Consider the following 22,594-nt stretch of genomic DNA (forward strand, 5'->3'; position numbering starts at 1 on the left):
GCCAGCCCTACACCGGGGGTAGCGAGGGGGTGACCTTCTTCCCTTGGCGCCCAGGCTCAGACGGCCGCCGCGTGCTTTCCGCTGGGCCGATCCTCGGCTGCCTGGTCCAGGATCCGGTTCGCGACCCGGCCGAGCGCCGCGTCGAGTTCTTCGTGTCCTTCCAGACCCCAATCCAGGAGCCGCTCGGCCAGCCAGCTCTTCCACGCCCGGATGAGCTTTTCGAGTTCGGCGCGTCCCGCCGCCGTGGTGACCCATTCGCCGGACCGGAAGGCCAGGTGCCCGGTGAACTCGAGCCGCGCGAAGGCGGCTTCGAACACCTCGGGCGGGATGCCGTAGCGGCTGCCGATCACCGCCAGGGACGTCGGTTTGTTCCGCCGTTCCCGCAGCCGGATCTGCCCCAGGCACCACAGCCCGCCGTTGTCGAGTTCGCATCCGGACTTCGCGAGGACACCGCTGGACGCCGCCTTCCCCTCGCGGGCCAGCAAGCGGCCGACGACGCGTTCGAGGTCCTGGTCGCCGTTGCCCGACTCCGGCATCGCGAAACCCTCGCCGAGATCCGGCGCGGCCGCTCGCGAGGTGTCCCGCAACGGCACCTCCTTCAGGAAGAACGCCAGCACCAGCGCCACGAGTCCGACCGGAGCGGCGTACAGGAACACCGTGTGCAAGGAATCGCTGTACGCCTGCACATAGGGTGCCGACACGGAATCCGGCAAAGCGTGCAGTGCGTTCGGGACCTGCACCGCCTTGGGATCGATCCCGGGTGGCAGCGGGTGCTCCGCGCCCGCCGCGGCCAGGTTCGGCGCCAGCTGATTGGCGTAGATCGTGCCGAAGATGGCCGCTCCGAACGAAGAACCCAGGGACCGGAGGAAGGTCACCCCGGAGGTCGCCACGCCGAGATCGCGGTAGTCGGCGGTGTTCTGCACGACGATGACCAGGACCTGCATGCTCAAGCCGATCCCCAGGCCGAGGACGGCGAAGTAGAGCGACATCTCCCAGAATCCGCTCGTCGGGGTCAGCCGCGAGAGCAGGTACAGGCCCAGCGTCAGCCCGACCCCGCCGGCGATCGGGAAGATCTTGTACCGCCCCGTCTTGCCGACGACGTTGCCCGCGAAGACGCCGGCCACCAGCAGCGCGATCACCATCGGCAGCATCCGCACCCCCGAGCTGGTCGCCGAGATGCCGTGGACGTACTGCAGATACGTCGGCAAGTAAGACAGGGCGCCGAGCATCGCGAAGCCGACGACGAAGCTCAGAATCGCCGAAACGGCGAACACGGGATTTCGGAACAGCCGCATCGGAAGGGTCGGTTCCTTCGCGCGCTTCTCCGCGAAGACGAACAGCACGAGCAGGATCACCGAGCCGATCGCCATCCCGATGATCGTCGGCGAATCCCACGCGTACTGCGTGCCACCCCAGCTGGTGACCAGGGTCAGCCCGGTCGCGGCGAGCCCGATGAGCAGGATGCCCAGATAGTCGATCACCGGCTTCGCCGCGGCCTTCACCTTCGGCATCGCGCTCGCCGCCACGATCAGCACGACGGCCGCGATCGGAACGTTGACGTAGAAGGCCCACCGCCACGACAGGTGGTCCACGAACAGCCCGCCCAGCATCGGGCCGAGCACCGTGACGACGCCGAAGACCGAACCGAGTACGCCCTGGTACTTGCCCCGCTCGCGCAGGGGCACGACGTCGGCCACCAGCGCGGTCGCGGTGACCATCAGCCCGCCCGCCCCCAGCCCTTGGACCGCGCGGGCCACGATGAGCCAGATCATGTCGTCGGCGAACCCGCAGAAGAACGAGCCCACCGTGAACACGATCACCGACAGCTGGAACATGAGTTTGCGGCCGAACAGGTCGCCGAGCTTCCCGACGACGACGGTCATGATCGTCTCGGCGAGCAGGTAGGACGTGATCACCCAGGACAGGTGCCCCGCCCCGCCCAGGTCCCCGACGATCGTCGGCAGCGCCGTGCCGACGATCGTCTGATCCAGCGCGGCGAGCAACATGCCGAGCACGACCGCCCCGAACACCGCGTTCCTGCGTTTGCGGCTCAGTACCGGTGGGGTGACGTCCGGCCTGCTGACCTCGGCGGTCGTGGTCATCGAGTCTCCCTCACGTCAGGAAGACAACGTAAGACAGGCGCCGCAGGCACCGCATTTCGATGATCACCCGATCCGGTAGCCGACGTCGGGCCACGGTACGGGCTTGGGCCTTCGAGACCGGCTGACAGACTGCGGGGGTGATCGTCGGATACATCCTCGCGCTGCTGGCGGCGCTGGCCTCAGGCAGCGGCTCGGTGCTGGAGTCGATCGGTGTCCGCCGCGCGGGCGCTTTCGGTGGCACCGCGCTGGACCTGGTGCACCTGCGGCGTCAATGGATCTACTTCCTGGGCATCGGCGTCGACCTGGTCGGCTTCGCCTGCGCGGCGGCCGCGTTGCAGCGGTTGCCGCTGTTCCTCGTCCAGTCGGTGCTGGCGTTCAGCGTGGGAGTGACGGCCGCGATCACCGCGTTCATGGGCACCCGCCTGGCGGCACCGGGCTGGGTCGCGCTGGGTGTGGGGGCGGTCGGTCTGGTCTTGCTGGGCCTGTCGGCGCAGCCGGGGCCAGCCAAGGTGCTCCCGTCGGAATGGCGCTGGGTACTGCCCGCGATGGCGCTGGTCGTGGGGGCGATCGCCTGGTATTTCAGGCGATTCGACCGTCCCTGGGCCGCGCAGGTGCTCGGCTTCGCGACGGGAGTCGGGTTCAGCATGGTCGGTGTCTCGGCGCGCACCCTCGAGCTCCCGTCATCGGGCTGGGCCGTCCTGGCGGAACCGGCCGTGTGGGGGATGATCCTCAACGGCCTGGCCGCCGCGGTCGCGTTCGCCCTCGCCTTGCAGAAGGGCGGCGCGACGGCGGTCAACGCGATCATGTTCACCACGAACACGGCGTTGTCCTCGGTCATCGGCCTGGTCTTCCTCGACGACCGCGTCCGCGACGGCTTCACCGCCTTCACGGTCGCGGGCCTGATCCTGGCCATGTCGGGCGCGATCGTCACCGCCCACTACGCCAGCCAGGCCAAGGAACCCAGCGGGTCCGAAAGGGACTCGGCACGCCGTTAGCGTGTGCGGATTGCGGTTCGAGGACCGAAAGCCTCAGGTAGCCCAGCGGAAGGGGTCGTCTTCCAGCGCGGAGCGGTCCCAGTGCCCGAGGTTCGCGGCGGCCTCGTAGGTGGTGCGGAGGAAATCGGCGACGGCGCGGTCGGGATCGGGTGCGGCGCGGGCGACTTCGTAGGGCAAGAGGAACTGCTGGAATTCGGTGCTGTAGTACGCGCCTTCTGGGCCGATCGGCTGGTCGGCGAACCCCTCGGGTGCGGGGTAGGCGTAGGAGTAGAAGGCGCCTTCCTCACCGCCGCCGGGCCAGAACCCGCAACTGGACAGTTCCCGGGAATAGCCTTCGACCATGACCCAGTCGCCGCAGTTGGGCGCTCCGCCGGGGTGTGGCGGAGCCGTCCGCCCGGAGAACCGGGTGCAGGCGAGATCCATGGCTCCCCAGAAGAAGTGGACGGGACTGACCTTGCCGACGAAGTGCGATCGGAACTCGCCGATCACGCGGTTCGCCTGCAGCAGCTGCCGCCAGAACAAAGCGGCCGCCTCGCCGTCGTAGGAGGCGTGGGTGTGGTCCTCGGCGAAGGGGATCGCCGGTTCGACCTCGTTGGGGTGTGGCCGGATCGATGCCTCGATCCCGAGCCGGTCGAGCAGGTCCAGGATCCGGGTGTAGAACTCGGCGACCGGCATCGGCCGGAGCGGAAGGCTCCCCGCGCCGCCGTCGCTGCTGCGGATCTCGAGCCGGTGGCCGACGAAGTCGAACTCGATCTCGAAGGCCCCCGTGCGGTACGGGATCGCCGACGTCGTCAACCCGCGTGGGCTGACGTACAGCGTCACCTGCCACCAGTGGTTGAGCAGGGGAGTGTGGGCCATGCGGATCTTGCCCACGATCTGGGTCCACATGTGCAGGGTCTCGCGGGTGGGCGTCCAGTCCGAGACCCGCAGGCTCGGCCAACTCGTTGTCGTGGAGTCGGTCATCGGTTCTCTCTTCTCTTGGCGCTGCTGGGCGCGAGCGCCGGTGGTGGGGGCGGGTGTGTTGAGCAGTTGCGTCTCCCAGGCGAAGGCGACCCCGGTCATCGGCGCCACGCCAGCCTGGATCATGCGCCGTACGGCCATGTCATGCGCTTCGAGACCCGCGATGATCAGCTTCTCGCGCCCGGTCGCCCTGACGGCGTCCACCACGCGGCTCTCCCTATCGTCACCCGATTTTGTTGACGCGTCTACATCTACGGGGTTTTCGGTGACGCGTCAACATCGCTGATAGGCTCGGTGCGGGAACCCGGCACGTAGGGATTGAGACCAATGGATGAGGCGTCCTGGCTCGACGAGCGTGAGGCGCGCGCGTGGCGCGGGATGATCGACGTGCTGCCGCGGCTGACCGCGGTGCTGGAGCGTCAGCTGGTCCAGGACGCGGGGCTGTCCGCCGCGGAGTACACCTTGTTGGTGCCGCTTTCGGAGGCTCCGGACGGGGTGCTGCGGGCGCGTGACCTCGGCCGGATGGTCGGCTGGGAGCGCAGCCGGATCTCCCACCAGATCATCCGGATGGAGAAGCGCGGCCTCGTCGTCCGCGAGGAGTGCAACGAGGACGCGCGCGGTTCGATGGTCCGGCTCACCGAAGCGGGCCGGACGGCCATCGTCGCCGCCGCTCCCGCGCACGTAGCAGCCGTCCGGCGGTACTTCATCGGCGCGCTCACCGATGCCGAGCTCGATGTCATCGGCCCCGCACTCGAACGGGTCCTCGACAGGCTCCCCGACGACGACGGATAGCCGGGACACTCGAACGACCGTCTTCGTCAGTCACGACGGCTCTGGCTCTGGAACCTCTTGGGGGGCAAACGTGTCGTGTTCGTAGGCGGATTAAGGAATCGGGACACTCAGCGTCCTAATAGCTCGTGTTCAAGCCCTAACGGCGATCGGTGGGCAGCCGGCCGGAGACGTCGATCAGGTAATCGGCCTCCGCGAGGAGTGTCTCCCGGGTCAGCGGCCGTTGCCCGCCGGTGCGGAGGGTCGCCCGCTCCAGGTACACGGGCCACTGGGTGAGGCGCGTTTCCGCGCGCAGCCAGTCGCGCACCTCTTGGGTGAGCAGCTCCGCGGCCCGCTCGCGGTCGGCCGCGCGGACCTTCACCGCCCCGTCGAAGTCCCGGTCGAACGTCTTCACCTGCTCGAACTCCCGCATGACGCGGGTCGGGAACGCGCCGTCGGCGGACACGAACAGCGGGGCCGACTCCGGCACCCGCAGCTGGACCGAATGGAACGCCCGCGGTGTGCTGTCCCCGCCCGGCTGGTGCCGGTCGTCCAGATAGTCGACGCCGACGAAGTCGTGATCGCGATACCCGAACTCGACACAGCGGACGATCGCCGCCTCCGCGAGCGGCCGTTCGAGGCTCACGGGATCCACCCCGAAACCCGGCGATGTCTTGCTGTGCTCGCCGTGGAAGGTGCCGGACACCTCGGCGGCGAAGCCCGCCATCCAGTGCCGGCGCTCCCGCCGTCCGCTCATCTTGGACGCGACGATCAGCACGACGGCGAGGAGCCCGGCCCCGATCACGAGCATGAGGATCGCGCCGATCACGGTCGCGATCGGCGAATCGGCATCGAGCGCCGAGACCATCCTGAACACCTTCCGTCGTCGTTCAGAAATCCAGGTCGTTCTTGGTCTCCTGATCGGACTGCTCCTGGCCGCGGTCACCGTGGTCCACGGCCTTCTTGCCGTCCTTGACATAGCCGATCACCTTGCCGCCGGCGTCGAGGATCGCCCGGCCGCGTTTGTCCTGCCAGTCCCCGGTCGTCGAACCGGTCAGGCCCTTGACGACGCCGTCTTTCGCCGCTTTGCCCACGTCCCTGAGCATCTCGCCGCGTAGGGTCGCGTCGACGTCCACGGCGTCCTTCGTCGCGTTGAACACCGGACGAGGCGTGTCGAGCCGCTTGCCCAGCATGCCCTTCTCACCCATCAGCGCGTCGACGTAACCCTTGCCGGACTTGGTGTCCTTCATCCGGTCGGCGAACCGGTCGGTGGCCCGGTTGCCGTCGGTCAGGAACTTGCCCATCTTGCTGTCGGCGAGCTTGGCCTGCATCTTGCGCAGCCACGCCAGCACGTCGGACAGGAGCTTCCGGAGCCGGTTGACGAACCCGGTCGTCTTCGTGGCCGTGGCGGCGAGCTTCGGCGGCGTCGCGGCACCGGCGGCCGCCGTGGAGGCGCCGCAGGTGGGGACGGCCGCGGCGATCGCGGGCACCCACAGCGTGATCAGCCAGCTGATGACCTCGGTGAGGATCGCCTTGATCAGCTCCTCGATGAAGGTCATCACCATGCTGTTCAGCTGCAGCATCTGCGCCATGTCCCCGGCTTTCGCCGCGACACCGTTCATACCGCTGGAAAACTCGGCGAGTCCCTTCTTTGCCGCCGTCCCGGCGTCACCGGCCCAGCCCGCCAGGCGCTCGTCAGCGACCTGGTCGAAGTTGACCGACATGTCCTGTAGCGCCTTGGCCAGCGCGCCGAAGTTCTCCGCCGCCTTGCTCAGCGCCGGGCCGTCCCCGCTGACGAAGTGGATGGCGTCCTGCACCGGCTGGACGACGTTGATGAGGAAACTCAGTCCCTGCCCGATCAGCCAGCCGAGCGGATCCGTCGCGATGTCCACGATGGTCTGCGAACCGGATTGGATCAGGGTCTTGGCGTCCAGCGCGATGGTGGTGACGCCCATCGCGATGTCGGCGCCGTCGGCCTGGGTCTTGCCGTCGAACACCTGCTTGTAGGCGGACACGGAGTCCTTGCCCAGCTGGACGGCGTCGCCGACGATCGGCGTCTTCTTGATCGCGTTCTCGGTGTTGATCCCGGGAATGACGGTGTCGTCCTGGTAGGACTTCATCGACATGCCCGCGGTCACGTCCTGGACTTCGGCCATTTACGGTTTTCCCCCGGTCTTCGGCCCGTCGATCTTCACTTCGATCTTGTTGAACGTCGTCACATGGTCTTCTTCGATGCCCTGGTAGATGTCGGCGGCCTGGGTCATCTTCGAGCCGGCGCTGTCGAGGCCCTTGGCCATGGCCTCCATCAGGCCCTTGAGGGACTGCAAGGTCTGCGTGTAGCCGTCCTTGGTGAACAGTCCGACGAGTCCCCAGGACTCGTTGCCGACGTCCGCCTGGCCCACCATCTCCTTCAGCTTCCCGGTCTGGCCCCCGTAGTTGCCGAGCTCGCCGGAGTAGCGGCGCAACGCGGCGGGGTCGACTTCGTATCCGCCGTTGACCGCACCGTCGGGCATCAGCGGCCGTCCTCGTCGAACAGGTCCTTCAGGAAGCGGTCGCCGTCGGATCCGCTGCTCGGGGCCGGCGGAGCGGGCCGAGGCGGTTCGGGCTCGTCGGTGCGCAGGATCGAGCGCTCGGAGTAGTCGTCGTGCCGCTCGGCCGCGGGCGGTGGGGGCGCGGCCTCGTCCATCTTCGACCTGAGTTCCTCGACCGTGGTCCCGAACAGCTCGGCCTGGGTCTCGAGCACCTGGTCGACCAGGTGGAGGTCGTCGCCCATGTGCTCCTCGACGATCGCCGCCTGCCGCCGGGCCGATTCGGCCACGGCCTGCTGGATGGTCGACATCACCGCGGCGGAAAGCGCCTCCGGCCGCCGGCGCAGGGCCTCTTCGGTGAACTTGACGTCCATGACGGCGCCTCCAGGGCCCGCCACCACCGTCACCGAGCGGTCCGGCGACGTGGCCGTCGCCTCGAGCCTGCTCAGCTCGTCCTGCATCCCGCCGATGTTCGCGAACCGATCGTCGACGTTCTGGATTCTGGACTGGAACTTCTCGAATTCGGCGACCAGCTGGTCGAATTCGGCCGACATGGAGCCTCCCCGTGCGGTACTCGTGACCTGGTCCATCGTTCACGTCGACCCGGCGGCGTGTCTTCCGGATCAATCCGGCTCACCTGTTCAGGGGAATGGCCAGCGGTGATCGGGTCGCCACGTCTTCATCGCGCTGAATATCGGCTGGCCTGCCGTCGCGCGTTCCTGCCAGGGTGGCCGGCGTGACGCGGTCATTCCTTCCCGGCCTCGAGCTGGCCGAGCTGTTCTACACCGAGGTCGTCGGTCCAGGGCGCTGGACGGGACGCCGTACTAGTCACCATGTCACCAGGGGATGACGTCCTCGAGAGAGTCCGGGCCGCGGAAGACGCCGGACGGGCCGTCCGCGGGGATCGTCGCGAGCAGGACCGGAACGGCCGCACCCTCGGCCACGGTGCGGTGCCCGCGCGGGAAAGGGGCCCCGGCGTTCTGGTCGGTCGGCACCATGCCGGGGCTGACGGCGTTGACCTTGATGCCGTCGGCGCGGAGGGTTTCGGCGTAGAGCAGGGTCAAGGCGTTGAGTGCGGCCTTGGACGAGCTGTAGGCGAGGAATCCTTCGGTGGGCAGGGGAATCTCCGGATCGCTCAGCAAGGTGAGGGAGGCGAGCCCGCTCGAGAGATTGACCACGCGCGGGTTGGGGGAGCGGCGCAGCAAGGGCACACAGGCCGAGATCATCGTGACGACACCGAAAACGTTGACCTCGTACACTTCGCGCAGGTGCGCGGCCGTGAAGTCGGCGGTGCGCAGACCCCATTCGCTGGTGATGCCGGCGTTGTTGACCAGGACGTCCAGCCTGCCGGTCTCGGCCTCGATCGTCTCGACCGCCGCCGCCACGGACGCCTCGTCGGTGACGTCGAGCCGGATGGACCGGACGCCCGCCATGGCCGCGCGGCCTTCCGGATCCCGCGCGCCGAGGTAGACGGTGAGTCCGCGCGCGGCCAGTCGCCGGACGATCTCCTTGCCGATGCCTTTGTTGCCGCCGGTGACGAGCGCGACTTCGTGCGTGTGCATGCCCTCACTCCAGCCGACCCCGCGTCCGAACAGAACCACCGATCCGGTGTGCGGGCCCTACCCTGGCGGTATGCCGGATCCGGAGATCCGCGAACTGCGCTACTTCCGCGCCGTCGCCGAAGAGCTGAACATCACCCGCGCGGCCGGGCGTCTCGGTATCGCGCAACCGCCGCTGTCACGGGCCATCCGCGGGCTCGAACGCCGGATCGGCGCGGAACTGTTCGACCGCACCGGGCGGCGGCTGGCGCTGACTTCCGCGGGGGAGACCCTTCTCGCCGAGTCGGTGAGGGTCCTCGCCGCTCTGGACGTCGCCGTCCACCGGACGCGGCGGGTCGGGAACGCGCTCGTGGTGACCGCCAAACCCGGAGTGGCCACCCGGCTGCTGCACCGCGTTCGCGAACGCTTCCGGGAGGATCCGGCGGCGGTGGAGATCCGCGTGGTGGTGAGCGGGTTCGGTGAACAGGCCGAGCTGGTCCGTGACGGACGCGCCGATCTGGCGATCGCGGCCTGTGTGGACGGTGACGGCCTCGAAACCGAGCTCCTGACGTCCGAACCGCGCGTCGCCGCGCTCGCCGCCGATCACGAACTCGCCGGTCGCGACGTGCTCAGTGTCGCCGATCTGATCGCCGAGCCCGCTCCGAGATGGGCGGATGCGCGGATCGTCGAGCCCGGTCACTGGCTGGGTCATCCCGATCGCCGGTCCGACGGGCCGGTCGTGCGCGACACCGCCCAGCTGCTGGACGTGGTCTCCTTCGGGCAGGCCGTGGCACTGGTGCCCGCCTCGCTGGCCGACGTGAACGTCCGCCCGGACGTCGTCTACCGGCCGGTCGGTGACGTGACACCGTATCGGACCTTGGCGCTCTGGCGGCAGGGGAGCAGGTCGCCTTCGATCGCCGGATTCCTCAGGATCGCCGCTGAACACGGATCGGTGGAAACCCTGCGCAGCCGTCACCACTGAGGCAACCGCGACAGCGTCCTGAGCGTACCGAGAGCATGACGTTGTCGAGATTCCGGCTGCCTGAGATGACCGTTTCGTGGCTTCCGCCGATGTTGCTGGTCTGCGGGCTCGCGGTGCTGTGGCTCGGTGTTTCCCTCGCCGTGGATGTCAACCGGTCGGCTGGGCTCGTCCCGGGGCGGGTCGTGGCGACCGGGCCTCAGGGGAGCAAGACCGCGGACGTCGAATACACCGGACTCGACGGGGTGACGAGGACGGAAACCTTCGAGTACGACAAGGGGCGCCGCCAGGCGGCCTACCGGGGCGGCGGCCGGGTACACATCCGGGTGTGGCCGGACGAGCGACGCGCGGAATTCGACGAAGGTGACAAGCACACTCGTGTGATCGTCATGGGCAGTGCGCTGACTCTGCTCAGCGCGGGCGCCATAGTCGTGATGGTGCTATGGCATCACGGCGTGCGGATGAAGAAATCCCGAGCGCGGTTCCACCTGTGGTGGTGCTGGTTGGTTTCCTTCTGGCGGTGACGTCCCGCGGCGGGTAGCCGGCGGAGAAGGCGCGCGAGCGCTACTTGTACAAGGTCTGGACGTTCGTGAAGGTGAGGTCGTCTGTGGTGGTGCTGTCAGGGTTGAACCGGAAGACGACGTTGTCCGCGCCCCCGGCGCGCATCGTGAAGGTCGACATCATCGTCACCGATCCGCCCGCGACGAGCTGCTCCGGAAGGTCTGTGGGGCCGCTCTTCTGAACGGCCGAGTTCGTCGCCTTGGCGTGGTTGCGGCCGTAGAGCAACTCTGTACGGACATTGTTCTTCGCCGTGGGGAAGACGAGCGTCGCGTTGCCGGTATTCGTGATCTCGGTGGCTATTGTCACCACGACGTTCTCGGTTGGGCCGGAGTCGTAGGCGTTCGAATCCACGGTCTCGGACTTCGCGGAGACGATCCTGACCTTCAAGCCGTTGGACAACGTGGCGGCTTCGGCTGCCGGCGTCTCCGGCACGGAGGCGTTGTCGGCGCAAAAATCCTTGTGAGCACTGGCGAAATTCGGGTCAGCGCACTTCGCGGGGTCGAGAGCGGCAGCGTCCGGCGCGGCAGAGCTGTCGCACGCGGCCAGTACGAAAGCACCGGCCACTACGAAGAGGCCGACCGAGAGTCTTGTGTTGAGCACAGCGGCCCACTTTACGTCACACGGGACGCTTCGAGAATCGTGCCCGATCCAAAAGGAATGCAAGATTCGCGTCACCATTGGCCTGTCGGGAAGACCCGCCGTCACCGGTCGTTCCGGGGACCCGGCTCACCCACCCGCCCCGTTGGCCGGCGTGGGCGGCGCGGCGGGAATCCGGCCCGACTCCGGGCCGGCGTTGGCGTCGAAGGACATGCCGGAGTAATCGGGGTCCAGCACGGAGATCGCGTACGTGGCGGGCGCGGCCACCACGGCCGCGACCCCGACGGCGAGCCCGGCGGTGACCAGGCGGGGCGAGGTGGTCTTGACCACGCGCGCCAGGATCAGCGCGACGACAGCGGCCACGCCCAGCGCGAGCGCACCCCACTTCGCCCACGGCAGGAAATTCGGGTAGTGCGACCACAACCACGCGGCCCAAGCCACCTCGGCCGCCACCGCGAGTGGCAACAGCCAAGCCCGCTTGCCGCCCTCCCGGTACGCGCGCCAGAACAGGACGATGCCCAGAGCGGAGAGCGCGGCGACTGCTGGCGCGAGCGAGGCCACGTACGCGGTGTGCGGGACCTCGGCGACGCTGAAGACCAGACCGAAGGTCAGCAGCCACACCCCCCACATCACCAGTCCGCCGCGCACCGGATCGGTGCGCACTGCCCCGCGCCGCCACCACAGTCCGCACAGCAGGGCCAGCAGCGCGAGCGGGTACAGCCAGCCGACCGCGACGGCGAGGTGGCCGTCGAACAGCTTGGCCCAGCCCTTCTGGACCGGCCTGCTCGTCGCTTTCGTCGGGTCCTCCTCGGTGTTTCCGCGCTTGGCGGGGAGGATGTCACGCTGCCCGGCCGGCTGCTGCGGGTCGATCGCGCCGCCGTCGTTGTCGAATTTCCTGGCGCCGGGCAGCTGGATGCCCAGGTGGCCGACGCCGTTGTAGCCGAACACCATGGCGAAGGCGCTGTTGTTCGTGCTGCCGTCGATGTGGGGCCGGGCGCTGGGCGGGGTGAAGGTGTACAGCGCGATCCACGACAGCGACACCGCGAGCGTCACCACCCCGGCGATCGCCACGTGCTTCACCCGGCGGCGCAGTTCGACCGGAGCGGTCAGCAGGTAACCGATCGCCAGCGCGGGCAAGACCATCCACGCCTGCAGCATCTTCGCCTGGAAACCCAGCCCCACCCAGACCCCGGCCCACACCAGCGACCGCGACCGCCCCTCCAGCACCGCCCGCTGATAGGCGTCGACGGCCAGCACCAGGCACATCACCAGCGCGCCGTCCTGCATGCTGTGCCCGAACATCGACGCGGCGACCGGAGTCAACGCGAAGATCCCGGCCGCCAGCAGACCGGGCACCACACCGGCCCAGCGCCGCACCACCCGGTACATCACCAGCACCGAGATCACGCCCTCGATCACCTGCGGCAACGCCAGCGACCAGGCATGGAACCCGAAGATCTTCGCCGAGACCACCTGTGGCACGAACGAGCCGGCCAGCTTGTCCAAAGTGGACGTCGCCTCCGCGTCCACGGCCCCGAACAGGAACGCCTTCCAGCTCCCGGACATGCTCTTCACGGCGTCCGAATACAGCGGCGCGAAGTCCACCGCCGGCAGATTCCACGTGTACAGCACCGCTGCCACCGCCGCGATGCCCAGCAACACCGGCCGGGCCCAGTGCGGCTGATCGGACGGCGAACGCCACACCGCCCAGCGAGGGGGCCTGCTTTCGGGCACGACGTCCTGGGACAACGGAAGACGGGCAAGTGTTCCGGACACTCCGGTACCTCCAGGCGCGGGCCATCCGGCAGAGTTGCTTCAAGGCATTCCCCAGTGCGCGAATTCGCCCCTGCACGCGCGCTACGGCCGGAACTCTCGCGGACTACGACGTTATCCACGATCGGCCGGCACCCATACCGCCGATCGGACTCGCAGGCCGCCGGACATGCCTGGTGGTGCCGCCGGGCATCGGGTGCGGTGTCGTGGACGGTGATCCAGGCCCAGTCATAGAACTGGTGTCCTTTCGCGCCCTGGCCCACGGAGAGCCGTTGCCAGGACTGTTTCGGCAAGCGGGCGGCCAGGTGATCCGCGCGCTCGACACCGGTGCCAGTGGTGACCCGGTCGTCGCAGGCCACCGCCAGGACATCGCCGACAGCCCGGTTCTCCAGTTCGGCGCGCAGGCCGTGCTGGCGCCGTAGACACGCCGTGAACGTCCGCCCGGACGTCGTCTACCGGCCGGTCGGTGATGTGGCGCCGTACCGGACCCTGGCGCTTTGGCGCGTGGGGAGCCGGTCGCCGTCGATCGCCGGATTCCTCAGGATCGCCGCTGAACACGGGCCGAACACAGTGGAGCTGACCGAGCTACAGCAGCGTCCATGAGGCTCGCGGACGGCGTGACATCATCCGATCACGTGTCGCCCCCGTACCCAACCTTCGGGGTCAGTACACCTAGTTCGCTGCGCGCAGCAGGGGCACCGACGAGGAGATGTCCATGACGTATCGGCCGTAGCCGGAGCTCGCGAGCTCCTCGCCGAGCCGGTAGCAGGCATCTGCGTCTATGAAGCCCATGCGCAGTGCGACCTCCTCGATGCACGCGACGCGGATACCTTGGCGCTGCTCCATGAGCTGCATGTAGTGGCTGGCATCGGTCAACGAGTTGTGCGTGCCGGTGTCCAGCCAGGTGAACCCGCGGCCGAGGTCGACCAGGCCGGCCCTGTCCTGTTCCACGTAGACCTTGTTGACGTCGGTGATCTCCAGTTCACCGCGTGGCGACGGCCGGATCGACCTGGCGACCTCCACGACGTCGTTGTCGTAGAGGTAAAGCCCTGTCACAGCGATGTTCGACCGCGGACGGGCAGGTTTCTCCTCCAGTGAAAGGATGCGGTCCCGGTCGTCGGCCTCCGCGACGCCGTACCGTTCCGGGTCGGGCACCCGGTATCCGAACAGCACGCAGCCGTCGAGATCGGCGACGCTCTGATCGAGCACCTCGCCGAAACCAGGGCCATGGAAGATGTTGTCACCCAGTACCAGCGCGACGTCGTCGGACCCGATGTGCTCCGCGCCGACGAGGAAGGCGTCGGCGATTCCCCGTGGCTCCTGCTGTATCGCGTAGGTGAGCTTGAGTCCAAGCCTGCCACCGTCGCCGAGCAGCGCGCGGAAGGCGCCGAGGTCCTGCGGGGTGGAGATGATCAGGATGTCGGAGATCCCGGCCAGCATCAGCACCGACAGTGGGTAGTAGATCATCGGTTTGTCGTGCACTGGCAACAGCTGTTTCGAGACGCACAGGGTGATCGGATACAGCCGGGTACCGCGCCCGCCCGCCAGGATGATGCCCTTCATGTCAGGACCGGCCCTGACCGGCCAGCACCATCGCGGACTGAAACCCGCCGAATCCACTGCCGACGGTGAGCACCGCGTCCATCCGGTGTTCCCTGGCGACCAGTGGAACGTAGTCCAGATCGCATTCGGGGTCGGCGTTGCGCAGGTTGGCGGTCGGCGGCACGACCTGCCGGGCGAGTGCGAGCGCACAGGCCGCAATCTCCAGCGCGCCGATCGCGCCGAGCGAATGGCCGATCATGGACTTGATCGAGCTCACCGGCACCTGGTAGGCGCGCTCACCGAGACTGCGCTTGAACGCCGCGGTCTCGTGCCGGTCGTTCTGCTTGGTGCCTGAACCGTGTGCGTTGATGTAGCCGATATCCGACGGTGCGAGCCGGGCGCCGCGCAGTGCCGTGGTGATCGCCTCGGCCATTTCGCGACCGTCCTTGCGCAGCCCGGTCATGTGAAAAGCGTTGCTGCGGCTGGCGAAACCGGAGATCTCGGCGTAGATCCGAGCGCCGCGCGCGCGGGCGCGGGAAGCCTCTTCGAGCACCATGACAGCCGCGCCTTCGCCGAGGACGAACCCATCTCGCTCCGCGTCGAATGGGCGGGAGGCGTTCTCCGCGTGATCGTTGTTCGGCGAGGTCGCTTGGATCGCGTCGAAACACGCGGAGGTGATCGGCGAGATGGGCGCCTCCGTCGCGCCCGCGAGCACTATGTCCGCCGAGCCTTCCTCGATGAGCGCGGCGCCGTGACCGACCGCGTCCAGCCCCGAGGTGCATCCCGTGGAGATCAGCGCGGTCGGCCCCTCGGCCGCGACCTCCCAGGCCACCTCGACCGCGAGGGTGCTGGGCACCAGGTAGCCGTAGAGGTGCGGGACACCGTAAGAGCTGTTCACCAGCCATTTGCGGCCCTCGTCGGCGACGACCACGTATTCCTCTTCCAAGCCCATCGTGCAGCCGACCGCACTGCCGATGGCGACGGCGGTGCGCTCCGGCGGGCAGCCGCGGAAGTCGATCCCGCTGTCGGCCACCGCTTCGCGCGTGGACACGACCGCGAATTGCGCTGCCCGGTCCATCCGCCGGATCTGCGGCGCGGTCAGCCCGGCGGCCTTCGGGTCGAAGTCGACCTCGGCGGCGATCCGGGACCGGAACCCGGCCGGGTCGAACAGGCTGATCCGCCTGGTGGCCGTCCGGCCGGCGGCGAGCAGGTCCCAGTAGGGTTCCCTGCCGATCGCGCCCGGTGCGACCACGCCGATCCCGGTGATCACCGCGGAGCGGCTCATCGGCCGCCTCCGACTTCCGGATGCGGCGCGTCCGGCTCGACCAGCTCCTCGGTGTCGACGTGGCCGAGTTCGGGCCGAGGCGCCAAGGGGGACAGGTGGAACACGACCCGCGCGGCTTCGGCGCCGACGTTGACGACCCTGTGTCGCACGCCGATCGGCACGATCAGCGAATCGCCGGGACCGAGCCGTACCGGGTCCCCGTCCAGGACGGTCTCCAGTTCGCCCGCCACCACGTGCAGAAATTCCTCCGAGTACGGGTGGTAGTGCTCGGTCACGTACTCACCGGGTTCCAGCCGCAGGAAGCCGCCGAACCCGGTGGTCGATCCGACCGTCTTGGGGCTGAGGGTGACGCGGATGTCGCCGCCGCGTCGACGGTTCGGCGCGGCGTCCTCGATGTTGATCTTGAGTGTTCCCCTGCTCACCTGGCGCTCCCGTCCTTGGCCGTCCACACGTAGAAGGGGGACGCCATCGCGTCTTTCGGCTCCCGCCAGCCGGGGTCGTACGGCGCGACCAACTCGGCGAGCCGGGTGTCTATGTCCCGGTAGAGCGGGTGGTCGCGGACCTTCGACAGGTTCGGTGCCAGCCCGGCCTCGGACTCGATCAGGTGGAAGTACAGGTCGTGGAAGCCGAAGAGGGTCCGGCGTGACACCCCGACCAGTCGCGGCAGGTCCGTGGCGTCGGATTCGGCGAACACGTCGGCTATCCGCTGTGGATCGTCCACTTTGAATTTCGCGACGATCAAGGTTCGATGCACGCTTCATCTCCTACCGGATGCGTTTCAACGCGGGACGCACTCATACTGGGCACGGGTGGTGGAAACAGGCTCAACGCCGGCGCAGGGCCCGCCTACCACTCGATTTGTCGTTCGCCACGGAGGAAAACACCCGTCGGGGAACCGTCGGGCAACGTTGCGGCGTAGGCGATGTCCTTGGCCGCTGAGGCCGGCGTGCCTTGCGCGGACGGCATCATTCTGGTCCGGGTCGGCCCCGGATTGACGGCGTTCACCAGCACCCCGGATCCCTTGGTGTGCGCCGCGAGCATCGTCGTCAGCCCGTTCAACGCGGCCTTCGATACCGAATAACCGGGCGCACCAGGGAAAAGTCCATTGCTGAAGGCGCCGGTGCCACTGGACACGAACACCACCCGCCCCCATTTCCGCGTCACCATCCCAGGGATGAACTGCTGTGCGACCCGCCACGAGCCGATCAGGTTCACGGCCAGCGTTCGTTCGACTTGGTCCAGCGAAACGGAAAGCGGATCGGTGCCGCCGTCGAGCAGCACACCCGCGTTGCCCACCAGTACGTCAACCTGCCCGATCAGAGCGCCGGCCCGCGTGACGCTCAGCGGATCGCGAACGTCCAGAGCCACCGCCCGGACACCCGGACCGACCTCCCCGGCTGCGGCGGCGGCCGCGTCCGCTTCGCGCGCGGTGACCACTACGTCCAGGCCGCGGTCGTGCAATTCATGCGCCACCGCCAGGCCCAGCCCCCGGTTGGCGCCGGTGACCAGTGCGACTTGCCGGTCAGTCATGGAATTCCTCCTCGGTGGTCGTGATACGACATGGTCGGACCACCCGCTCGCACGCTGCTGAAGGACTCAGCGCGCCACCAGCACGCCATGACCGGGCACCAGCACGATGCCCTTGGGAAAGGCGGCGAGGAAAGGAATGGGATTCGCGTGCGTGTGGTGTTCGCGACGTGGGCGTGGCCTTCGCATCTGTACGCGTTGGTGCCGCTCGCCTGGGCGTTCCGTGTGGCAGGACATGAGGTGCTCGTCGCGAGTGAGCCCGGTCTGGCCGGGGAGATCGAGATGGCCGGGCTTCGGCCGGTCACGGTCGGGCATGACGTGGACAGCGTAGGCATGGTGCGCGACTATCTGGTGCCCGGCAACGGAACCGGTAGGCCGCGTGCCATGGAGATGCTGGCCGCGCACGCGGAGTCCATGACCGGTGATCTGGTCGATGTCGTCCGGCAGTGGCGGGCGGATCTGGTGGTCTACGAACCGACCGCGCTCGCCGGGCCGGTGGCCGCCGCGGTCGCCGACGTGCCCGCCGTGCGCCACTTGTACGGGGTCGATCTGATGCACAAAGCCGGTACGCACCTGCTGGACATCATGGCACCGCTGGGTGCCCGGTACGGCATTGACCGGCTCGATCCGTTCGGCGTGGCCACTGTGGACCCGGTGCCGGCTCTGGTGCAGGTCGCCACCGGTGGTCCGCGTCTTCCTATGCGTTGTATTCCCTACAACGGGCCGGGTTCGATGGCCGTCGAACCGCCGGAACGTCGGCGACGTCCACGGGTCTGTGTCACCTGGGGACACACCATCGCGAAACTGGACCCGGCCCGATTCCTGCTGCCACACGTCGTCGAATCGATCAGGATGCTGGATGTCGACGTGGTCGTGGTGGTGTCGGGGGAACAGCTTCCGCTGCTGGGCGCGCTACCCGTCGAAGTCGAGATCCTGGTGGACACCCCGCTGAGTCTCGTGCTCGACGGATGCGACCTGGTGGTGGGCCACGGTGGTGCCGGGACGATCTTGACTTCGTTGGATCGAGGGCTGCCGATGGTGCTGATCCCGCAGCTTCCAGACCACAAAGGCCACTCGGCGGCCGTGGCCGCGGCCGGTGCGGGAATGGTGCTTCCGCTGGAGGAGGCGACCGGGCCGATCATCCGTGACCAAGTGAGCAGGATCCTCGCGAGCGACGGGGAGTCGGGGAAGGCGGCCGCGGCGCGAGACGAGATGTGGCGGCAGCCACTGCCGTCGGCCGTGGTATCACGGCTGGAATCGTTGTCGCACCGGGGAACCAGCAGGAGTTGAGCGGACGGCCAGAGGTCGATCAGCGCCCGGCCCTAGTGTCGGACCTGTTCGGTGAATACCAGCCATTGCTACGAAAGGAGATCCCATGCGTGCAGGAGTGTACAGCTTCATGTACAAGACCCGCCTGGCCATTTGGGCGGGCAGCGTCTGGCCGGACCTCAAGGCGTTGGTGGAATCGGGCAGGCTCACGCCGGACAAGTATCCCCGGGTGATCGATCTCGGCTGCGGAGTGGGGGAGAACGCGATCTACCTGGCACAGCGAGGTTTCGAGGTCACCGGCGTGGATTTCGCGCAGGCGGCGCTGGAACGTTCCCGCAAGGACGCCGCCGCCGCCGGTGTCGCCGACCGCTGCAAGTTCGTGTGGGGTGACCTGACCGCGCCGAGTATCGAAGGCGCCGAGGGTCCGTTCGACCTGGCCATCGACTTCGGCACGCTGGACGACCTGTCCGGCGACAAGCGAGCGGCGATGGCGCGGACGGTGCACCGGGTGACCAAGCCGGGCTCGGTGTTCGTGGAGTGGTGCGTGCACCACGACGGGAGGCTTCCGTTGAATCCCAAGGGCTTGCTGCTCCGGCTGCACCCGCACTTGTTCCCTGGAGAGGAGAAGGAGCTCTTCGGTGACGGCTTCGACATCGAGCGGCTGCCGACACCGCCACCCGAGTCGTTGTTCGGCTGCTTCCTGATGACTCGCCGGTGATGGGAATGAACCGACGTCGCCTGCTCGGCTCCGTGGGAGTGCTCGGCGCGGTGGGGAAGCTCGCGGGAGCCGGCCGGGCGGCCGCTCAGGACACGGTCGCCGAGCCGACTGGTGCGTGGCGGATCGACACGCACCATCACGCGATCGCGCCGGAGATGCAGAACTGGCTGGTGCGTAACGGTATTCTGCCGCCCGATCAGGACAAGTGGCCGACGTGGGCGCGATGGTCGGCCGAAGAGACGTTGAACATCATGGACGCCAACGGGATCGCGGCCGGGGTGATGTCGGCACCCGCCCCTTTCGAGATCTTCGGCAGCCCGCGTCAGGTCGCCGAGGCGGCCAGGATCTGTAACGCCTCGTTGGCCGAAGTGGTAAAGGAGAACCCGGGCAGGTTCGGCTTCTTCGCCTACCTGCCGCTGACGAGCGTGGAAGATTCCATAGGCGAGATCGAGTACTCCTTGGACACCCTCGGTGCCGACGGTGTGCTGTTGATGACGCATGTGGACGGTCGTTATCTCGGTGATCCGGGGTACGAGCCGATCTTCGCCGAGCTGGCCAGGCGGCGGGCGGTGTGTTTCATCCACCCGCAGTTCATTCCTGGCGGCTCACCGCAGGGAATCCCGGACTTCATGGGTGATTTCCTGCTGGACACGACGAGGTCGGCGATCCGGCTGATGCTCTCCGGCACGCTGGACCGATACCCGGACCTGCCGATCATCCTGTCGCACGGTGGAGGGTTCCTGCCCTACATGGCAGGCCGCATCGATTCCCGTACCCACAGCGAAGAGGGGGTGGAGCCGGCGACGCTGCGCCGGCACGTCCGGCGGTTCTATTACGATACGGCGACCCCCACTTCGCCGTATGCCACCCCGTCGCTGCTGGCCGCGGCGGATCCCGCTCGGCTGCTGTTCGGGACGGACTGGAACATGCGGACGGCCGAGGAGGTCCGCCAAGTGGTCGACGGGCATGTCCGTGACCCGGCACTCGACAGCCGGGCACGCCGCCGCATCGGACGCGACAACGCCTTGCGTCTGTTGCCCTCGCTTTCCGAACGCGTGGCCCGGGTCGCCTGAACCGGCGTCCCGGACCCTCGCCCCCAGTCGGAGAGTCAGAACCTTCAGAACCTGACACCCGACGTGGTGCTCTGTACCACGTCGGTAGGTTTCCCGTTGGTGTCATAGGCGGTGCCGGTGCCCTTGGCCGTCCAGGTGGTGGCCGACGTCATCGCACCCTGATGCTCGATGCGCAAGGTGCCGAGCCAGGTGCCGGTGTCCGGGTCGACCATGTTGTGCCGGAAGCTCAGCGTGAAGCCGAACACCGTCAGGGGGACCGGCCGCCAGGCGCCGACACCGAGGTCCCTGACCCTGGTGTTGGTGCAAAGGCACATCCCCTCGGTGGTGAACGCGAACAGGCCCGTCTCCGCCGGGAAATCGGGGTTCACCGGGAAGCCGATCTGTACCGTCCAAGTCCCGATGAGAGGGAAGAGCACGCCGGTTTTCGGTGCGGTGTCGTCGGCGGCGGCGGGCGACACCGAGGCCAGCGCGCCGAGCCCGAGCAGCGGCGCGAGCAGGCTGCCTCGTCTCAGTAGTTGTCTGCGATCGATTCCTTTGGTCATGTGGATTCCCTTCCTGATATTCGGTCGGTTAGAAACGAATGCCGGTGGTGGCGCTCCTGATGGTGCCGGTCTCGTTTCCTGAGGTGTCGAAGGAGGTTCCGGAACCGGATGCGGTCCAGGTGTTCGCGGAAGTCAGATGCCCGTTCTGCACGACATGCATGGTGCCGACCCAGGTGCCCTGCTCGTCATACATGAAATGATGGAATGTGTACGAAATTCCAGTGTTGGAAACTTCCTTCCAGGTTCCGGTGCCGAGGTCCCGCACCCGGACATTCGTACACACGAGCAACTTGTCGCTGGTGAAGGCGAACAACCCGCGCACCGCCGGGACCGCCGGGTTGGCTGGAAAGGTGATCTCCACCGACCAGCTTCCGACCAGCGTGAACCGTTGCGGCGGTGTCGCCGTTCCGGCTGAGGCGGCTGCCGGTGCGGCGAGTGCGCCCAGTCCGATCAACGGTGCCAGCCTGCCACCTTGCTTCAGCAGCCACCGACGGTCGAGACGGTTGGTCATTTCAGGCTCCTTTACCTGGAGACACCGCGATACGAGGCTCTCCTGGACACGGCGAAATTCCCCCATGATTGCCCTCCCCTGCAAGCGCCGAAAACCTAGACCGGACCACTCAAATTTCGCTGGAATCGCGCTCAAATCCAGTTTTTTGACGGCTTTCAATCTGTACTGACCGGCTTTCGAGGTGGCGGTGAAATCCTTGGCAGGGCAAGAGCGGTGTTGCAATCAGGGAAGGAATCGGGATGACCACGAGCTCGATGGATGGGGCCCGGAACGACGAAGAGACCGCGCAGCAGCAGGTCTTGATGATGCTGGCGGGCAAGTGGGTGGCCGGCATCTTGAACGTCGTCGCCCGGCTCGGCGTCGCCGATCTGCTCACCGGCGGCCCTCGTACCACGGCGGACCTGGCCGCGGCGACCGAGACTCACGCGCCGACGCTGTATCGGTTACTGCGGGCGGCGGCTTCGGTCGGCGTGTTCGCCGAACGTGAGGACGGGCGTTTCGAACTCACGCCGAAAGCCGACTACCTGCGCAGTGACGTGCCGGGTACGCTCCGGTATCTCGCCTACTTCTACGGCGAGACCACCGTGTGGAACAGCTGGGGCAGCGCCATCGATTCGGTGCGGACCGGTGAGCCGATCGGACCGAAGCTGCGCGGCGGCAAGACCTGGTTTCAGTACCTCGAGCAGGATGTCCCCGAGTTCGCGACTGCGTTCCACAACGCGATGTCCGAGCTCAACGAGAACCGCGCGCCGAAGATCGCGGCCTCTTTCGACTTCGGCCGGTTCGCCACGATCACCGATCTCGGTGGCGGTCAGGGACGTTTGCTGTCGGCGATCCTGCAGCGCTATCCGCAGACGCGCGGTGTGCTGTTCGACATTCCCACCGCGATCGAGACGGCGCCCGCCGTGCTGGCCGCGCACGGCGTTACCGACCGGGTCGAGTTGGTGCGCGGGAGCTTCTTCGAAAGCGTGCCGTCCGGAGCGGACGCCTACCTGCTCAAGGCGATCATGCACGACTGGCCCGATGCCGAGTGCATTGGCGTGCTCAAGCGGATTCGTGCGGCGATCGACTCCGACAAGGACGCCCGTGTGCTGATCATCGACGGTGTCATCCCGGAAGGCAACGAACCGCACTACAGCAAGCTGATGGACATCGCGATGCTGGTCACCGACGGCGGCAGGGAACGCACCGGTGCCGAATGGGCCTCGCTGCTCGCGCACGCGGGCTTCGAACTCGCCGAGATCCATCCGACCACGCCCCCGCACGGCATCGTGGAAGGCCGCCCCGTCCAGTGAGGGTGCCATACATCAGGTCAGGGAAAGGAGG

At 67.7% G+C, this 22,594-nt stretch carries 26 protein-coding genes; 10 read left to right on the plus strand and 16 right to left on the minus strand.

The window, feature by feature from the left end:
* Positions 1-56: 56 nt before the first annotated feature.
* Positions 57-2,102 (minus strand): MDR family MFS transporter, encoded by a 2,046-nt coding sequence (locus ACLJPX_RS18125; protein WP_410601116.1) that lies wholly within the window; start codon positions 2,100-2,102, stop codon positions 57-59.
* A 137-nt stretch (positions 2,103-2,239) separates the two neighbouring features.
* Between ACLJPX_RS18125 and ACLJPX_RS18130 the strand changes: the two genes are divergently transcribed.
* A complete protein-coding gene (locus ACLJPX_RS18130) occupies positions 2,240-3,097 on the plus strand; it encodes a hypothetical protein (protein WP_410601117.1) in 858 nt (285 codons plus the stop codon).
* A 33-nt stretch (positions 3,098-3,130) separates the two neighbouring features.
* On the opposite strand, the gene ACLJPX_RS18135 is transcribed toward ACLJPX_RS18130, so the two are convergent.
* The gene (locus tag ACLJPX_RS18135; protein ID WP_410601118.1) at positions 3,131-4,264 is read right to left on the minus strand and encodes a DUF5996 family protein; all 1,134 of its coding nucleotides are present in this window, start codon (positions 4,262-4,264) and stop codon (positions 3,131-3,133) included.
* A gap of 120 nt (positions 4,265-4,384) precedes the next feature.
* Between ACLJPX_RS18135 and ACLJPX_RS18140 the strand changes: the two genes are divergently transcribed.
* Positions 4,385-4,849 carry a MarR family winged helix-turn-helix transcriptional regulator gene (locus ACLJPX_RS18140; protein WP_410601119.1) on the plus strand — a complete coding sequence of 155 codons (465 nt, stop codon included), beginning with the start codon at positions 4,385-4,387 and terminating at the stop codon, positions 4,847-4,849.
* Positions 4,850-4,985: 136 nt separating this feature from the next.
* On the opposite strand, the gene ACLJPX_RS18145 is transcribed toward ACLJPX_RS18140, so the two are convergent.
* The 5 genes from ACLJPX_RS18145 to ACLJPX_RS18165 form a co-directional block, all read right to left on the minus strand.
* Positions 4,986-5,693, minus strand: a complete 708-nt coding sequence (locus tag ACLJPX_RS18145; protein WP_410601120.1) for a hypothetical protein — start codon at positions 5,691-5,693, stop codon at positions 4,986-4,988.
* A gap of 22 nt (positions 5,694-5,715) precedes the next feature.
* Entirely contained in the window at positions 5,716-6,981 is a 1,266-nt protein-coding gene (locus ACLJPX_RS18150) for a WXG100 family type VII secretion target (RefSeq protein WP_410601121.1), read from the minus strand.
* Positions 6,982-7,338 (minus strand): WXG100 family type VII secretion target, encoded by a 357-nt coding sequence (locus ACLJPX_RS18155; RefSeq protein ID WP_101608022.1) that lies wholly within the window; start codon positions 7,336-7,338, stop codon positions 6,982-6,984.
* On the minus strand, positions 7,338-7,907 hold the full coding sequence (locus ACLJPX_RS18160) for a YbaB/EbfC family nucleoid-associated protein (protein WP_101608021.1): 570 nt from the start codon (positions 7,905-7,907) through the stop codon (positions 7,338-7,340). Before ACLJPX_RS18160 ends, ACLJPX_RS18155 begins: the two co-directional genes overlap by 1 nt.
* A gap of 282 nt (positions 7,908-8,189) precedes the next feature.
* Positions 8,190-8,915, minus strand: coding sequence for an SDR family NAD(P)-dependent oxidoreductase (locus ACLJPX_RS18165; RefSeq protein ID WP_410601122.1), 726 nt, complete (start codon positions 8,913-8,915; stop codon positions 8,190-8,192).
* A gap of 70 nt (positions 8,916-8,985) precedes the next feature.
* Between ACLJPX_RS18165 and ACLJPX_RS18170 the strand changes: the two genes are divergently transcribed.
* Together ACLJPX_RS18170 and ACLJPX_RS18175 are read left to right on the plus strand one after the other, a co-directional pair.
* Entirely contained in the window at positions 8,986-9,873 is an 888-nt protein-coding gene (locus ACLJPX_RS18170; protein WP_410601123.1) for a LysR family transcriptional regulator, read from the plus strand.
* A 35-nt stretch (positions 9,874-9,908) separates the two neighbouring features.
* Positions 9,909-10,394 carry a hypothetical protein gene (locus ACLJPX_RS18175; protein ID WP_410601124.1) on the plus strand — a complete coding sequence of 162 codons (486 nt, stop codon included), beginning with the start codon at positions 9,909-9,911 and terminating at the stop codon, positions 10,392-10,394.
* Positions 10,395-10,434: 40 nt separating this feature from the next.
* On the opposite strand, the gene ACLJPX_RS18180 is transcribed toward ACLJPX_RS18175, so the two are convergent.
* Both ACLJPX_RS18180 and ACLJPX_RS18185 read right to left on the minus strand, forming a co-directional pair.
* A complete protein-coding gene (locus ACLJPX_RS18180; protein ID WP_410601125.1) occupies positions 10,435-10,995 on the minus strand; it encodes a hypothetical protein in 561 nt (186 codons plus the stop codon).
* A 162-nt stretch (positions 10,996-11,157) separates the two neighbouring features.
* Positions 11,158-12,804 (minus strand): ArnT family glycosyltransferase, encoded by a 1,647-nt coding sequence (locus tag ACLJPX_RS18185; RefSeq protein ID WP_410601126.1) that lies wholly within the window; start codon positions 12,802-12,804, stop codon positions 11,158-11,160.
* 269 nt (positions 12,805-13,073) lie between these two features.
* Between ACLJPX_RS18185 and ACLJPX_RS18190 the strand changes: the two genes are divergently transcribed.
* Together ACLJPX_RS18190 and ACLJPX_RS18195 are read left to right on the plus strand one after the other, a co-directional pair.
* Positions 13,074-13,223, plus strand: coding sequence for a hypothetical protein (locus tag ACLJPX_RS18190; RefSeq protein WP_410601127.1), 150 nt, complete (start codon positions 13,074-13,076; stop codon positions 13,221-13,223).
* Between the two features lie 7 nt (positions 13,224-13,230).
* Positions 13,231-13,404: a hypothetical protein gene (locus tag ACLJPX_RS18195; protein WP_410601128.1), complete on the plus strand. Its 174-nt coding sequence runs from the start codon at positions 13,231-13,233 to the stop codon at positions 13,402-13,404.
* A 69-nt stretch (positions 13,405-13,473) separates the two neighbouring features.
* Here ACLJPX_RS18195 and rfbA read toward each other — a convergent pair whose 3' ends face one another.
* The 5 genes from rfbA to ACLJPX_RS18220 form a co-directional block, all read right to left on the minus strand.
* A complete protein-coding gene (gene rfbA, locus ACLJPX_RS18200) occupies positions 13,474-14,364 on the minus strand; it encodes a glucose-1-phosphate thymidylyltransferase RfbA (protein WP_410601129.1) in 891 nt (296 codons plus the stop codon).
* A gap of 1 nt (position 14,365) precedes the next feature.
* Positions 14,366-15,628 (minus strand): beta-ketoacyl-[acyl-carrier-protein] synthase family protein, encoded by a 1,263-nt coding sequence (locus ACLJPX_RS18205; RefSeq protein WP_410601130.1) that lies wholly within the window; start codon positions 15,626-15,628, stop codon positions 14,366-14,368.
* The gene (locus tag ACLJPX_RS18210; protein WP_410601131.1) at positions 15,625-16,050 is read right to left on the minus strand and encodes a cupin domain-containing protein; all 426 of its coding nucleotides are present in this window, start codon (positions 16,048-16,050) and stop codon (positions 15,625-15,627) included. Before ACLJPX_RS18210 ends, ACLJPX_RS18205 begins: the two co-directional genes overlap by 4 nt.
* Positions 16,047-16,382, minus strand: a complete 336-nt coding sequence (locus ACLJPX_RS18215) for a TcmI family type II polyketide cyclase (protein WP_410601132.1) — start codon at positions 16,380-16,382, stop codon at positions 16,047-16,049. Before ACLJPX_RS18215 ends, ACLJPX_RS18210 begins: the two co-directional genes overlap by 4 nt.
* A gap of 92 nt (positions 16,383-16,474) precedes the next feature.
* A complete protein-coding gene (locus ACLJPX_RS18220; RefSeq protein WP_410601133.1) occupies positions 16,475-17,158 on the minus strand; it encodes an SDR family NAD(P)-dependent oxidoreductase in 684 nt (227 codons plus the stop codon).
* Between the two features lie 147 nt (positions 17,159-17,305).
* Between ACLJPX_RS18220 and ACLJPX_RS18225 the strand changes: the two genes are divergently transcribed.
* The 3 genes from ACLJPX_RS18225 (at position 17,306) to ACLJPX_RS18235 (ending at position 20,215) form a co-directional block, all read left to right on the plus strand.
* A complete protein-coding gene (locus tag ACLJPX_RS18225; RefSeq protein ID WP_410601134.1) occupies positions 17,306-18,445 on the plus strand; it encodes a nucleotide disphospho-sugar-binding domain-containing protein in 1,140 nt (379 codons plus the stop codon).
* Between the two features lie 85 nt (positions 18,446-18,530).
* Entirely contained in the window at positions 18,531-19,142 is a 612-nt protein-coding gene (locus ACLJPX_RS18230; protein ID WP_410601135.1) for an SAM-dependent methyltransferase, read from the plus strand.
* Positions 19,143-19,147: 5 nt separating this feature from the next.
* Positions 19,148-20,215: an amidohydrolase family protein gene (locus ACLJPX_RS18235; protein WP_410601136.1), complete on the plus strand. Its 1,068-nt coding sequence runs from the start codon at positions 19,148-19,150 to the stop codon at positions 20,213-20,215.
* A gap of 44 nt (positions 20,216-20,259) precedes the next feature.
* Here the strand turns inward: ACLJPX_RS18235 and ACLJPX_RS18240 are convergent, their stop codons facing one another.
* A complete protein-coding gene (locus ACLJPX_RS18240; protein WP_410601137.1) occupies positions 20,260-20,757 on the minus strand; it encodes a hypothetical protein in 498 nt (165 codons plus the stop codon).
* Positions 20,758-20,785: 28 nt separating this feature from the next.
* Positions 20,786-21,268, minus strand: a complete 483-nt coding sequence (locus tag ACLJPX_RS18245; protein WP_410601138.1) for a hypothetical protein — start codon at positions 21,266-21,268, stop codon at positions 20,786-20,788.
* Positions 21,269-21,507: 239 nt separating this feature from the next.
* Between ACLJPX_RS18245 and ACLJPX_RS18250 the strand changes: the two genes are divergently transcribed.
* The gene (locus tag ACLJPX_RS18250) at positions 21,508-22,563 is read left to right on the plus strand and encodes a methyltransferase (protein WP_410601140.1); all 1,056 of its coding nucleotides are present in this window, start codon (positions 21,508-21,510) and stop codon (positions 22,561-22,563) included.
* The last annotated feature ends 31 nt before the right edge of the window (positions 22,564-22,594 follow it).

Origin of the sequence: Amycolatopsis sp. lyj-90, from assembly GCF_046549035.1 — a bacterium.
Lineage (GTDB): Bacteria > Actinomycetota > Actinomycetes > Mycobacteriales > Pseudonocardiaceae > Amycolatopsis.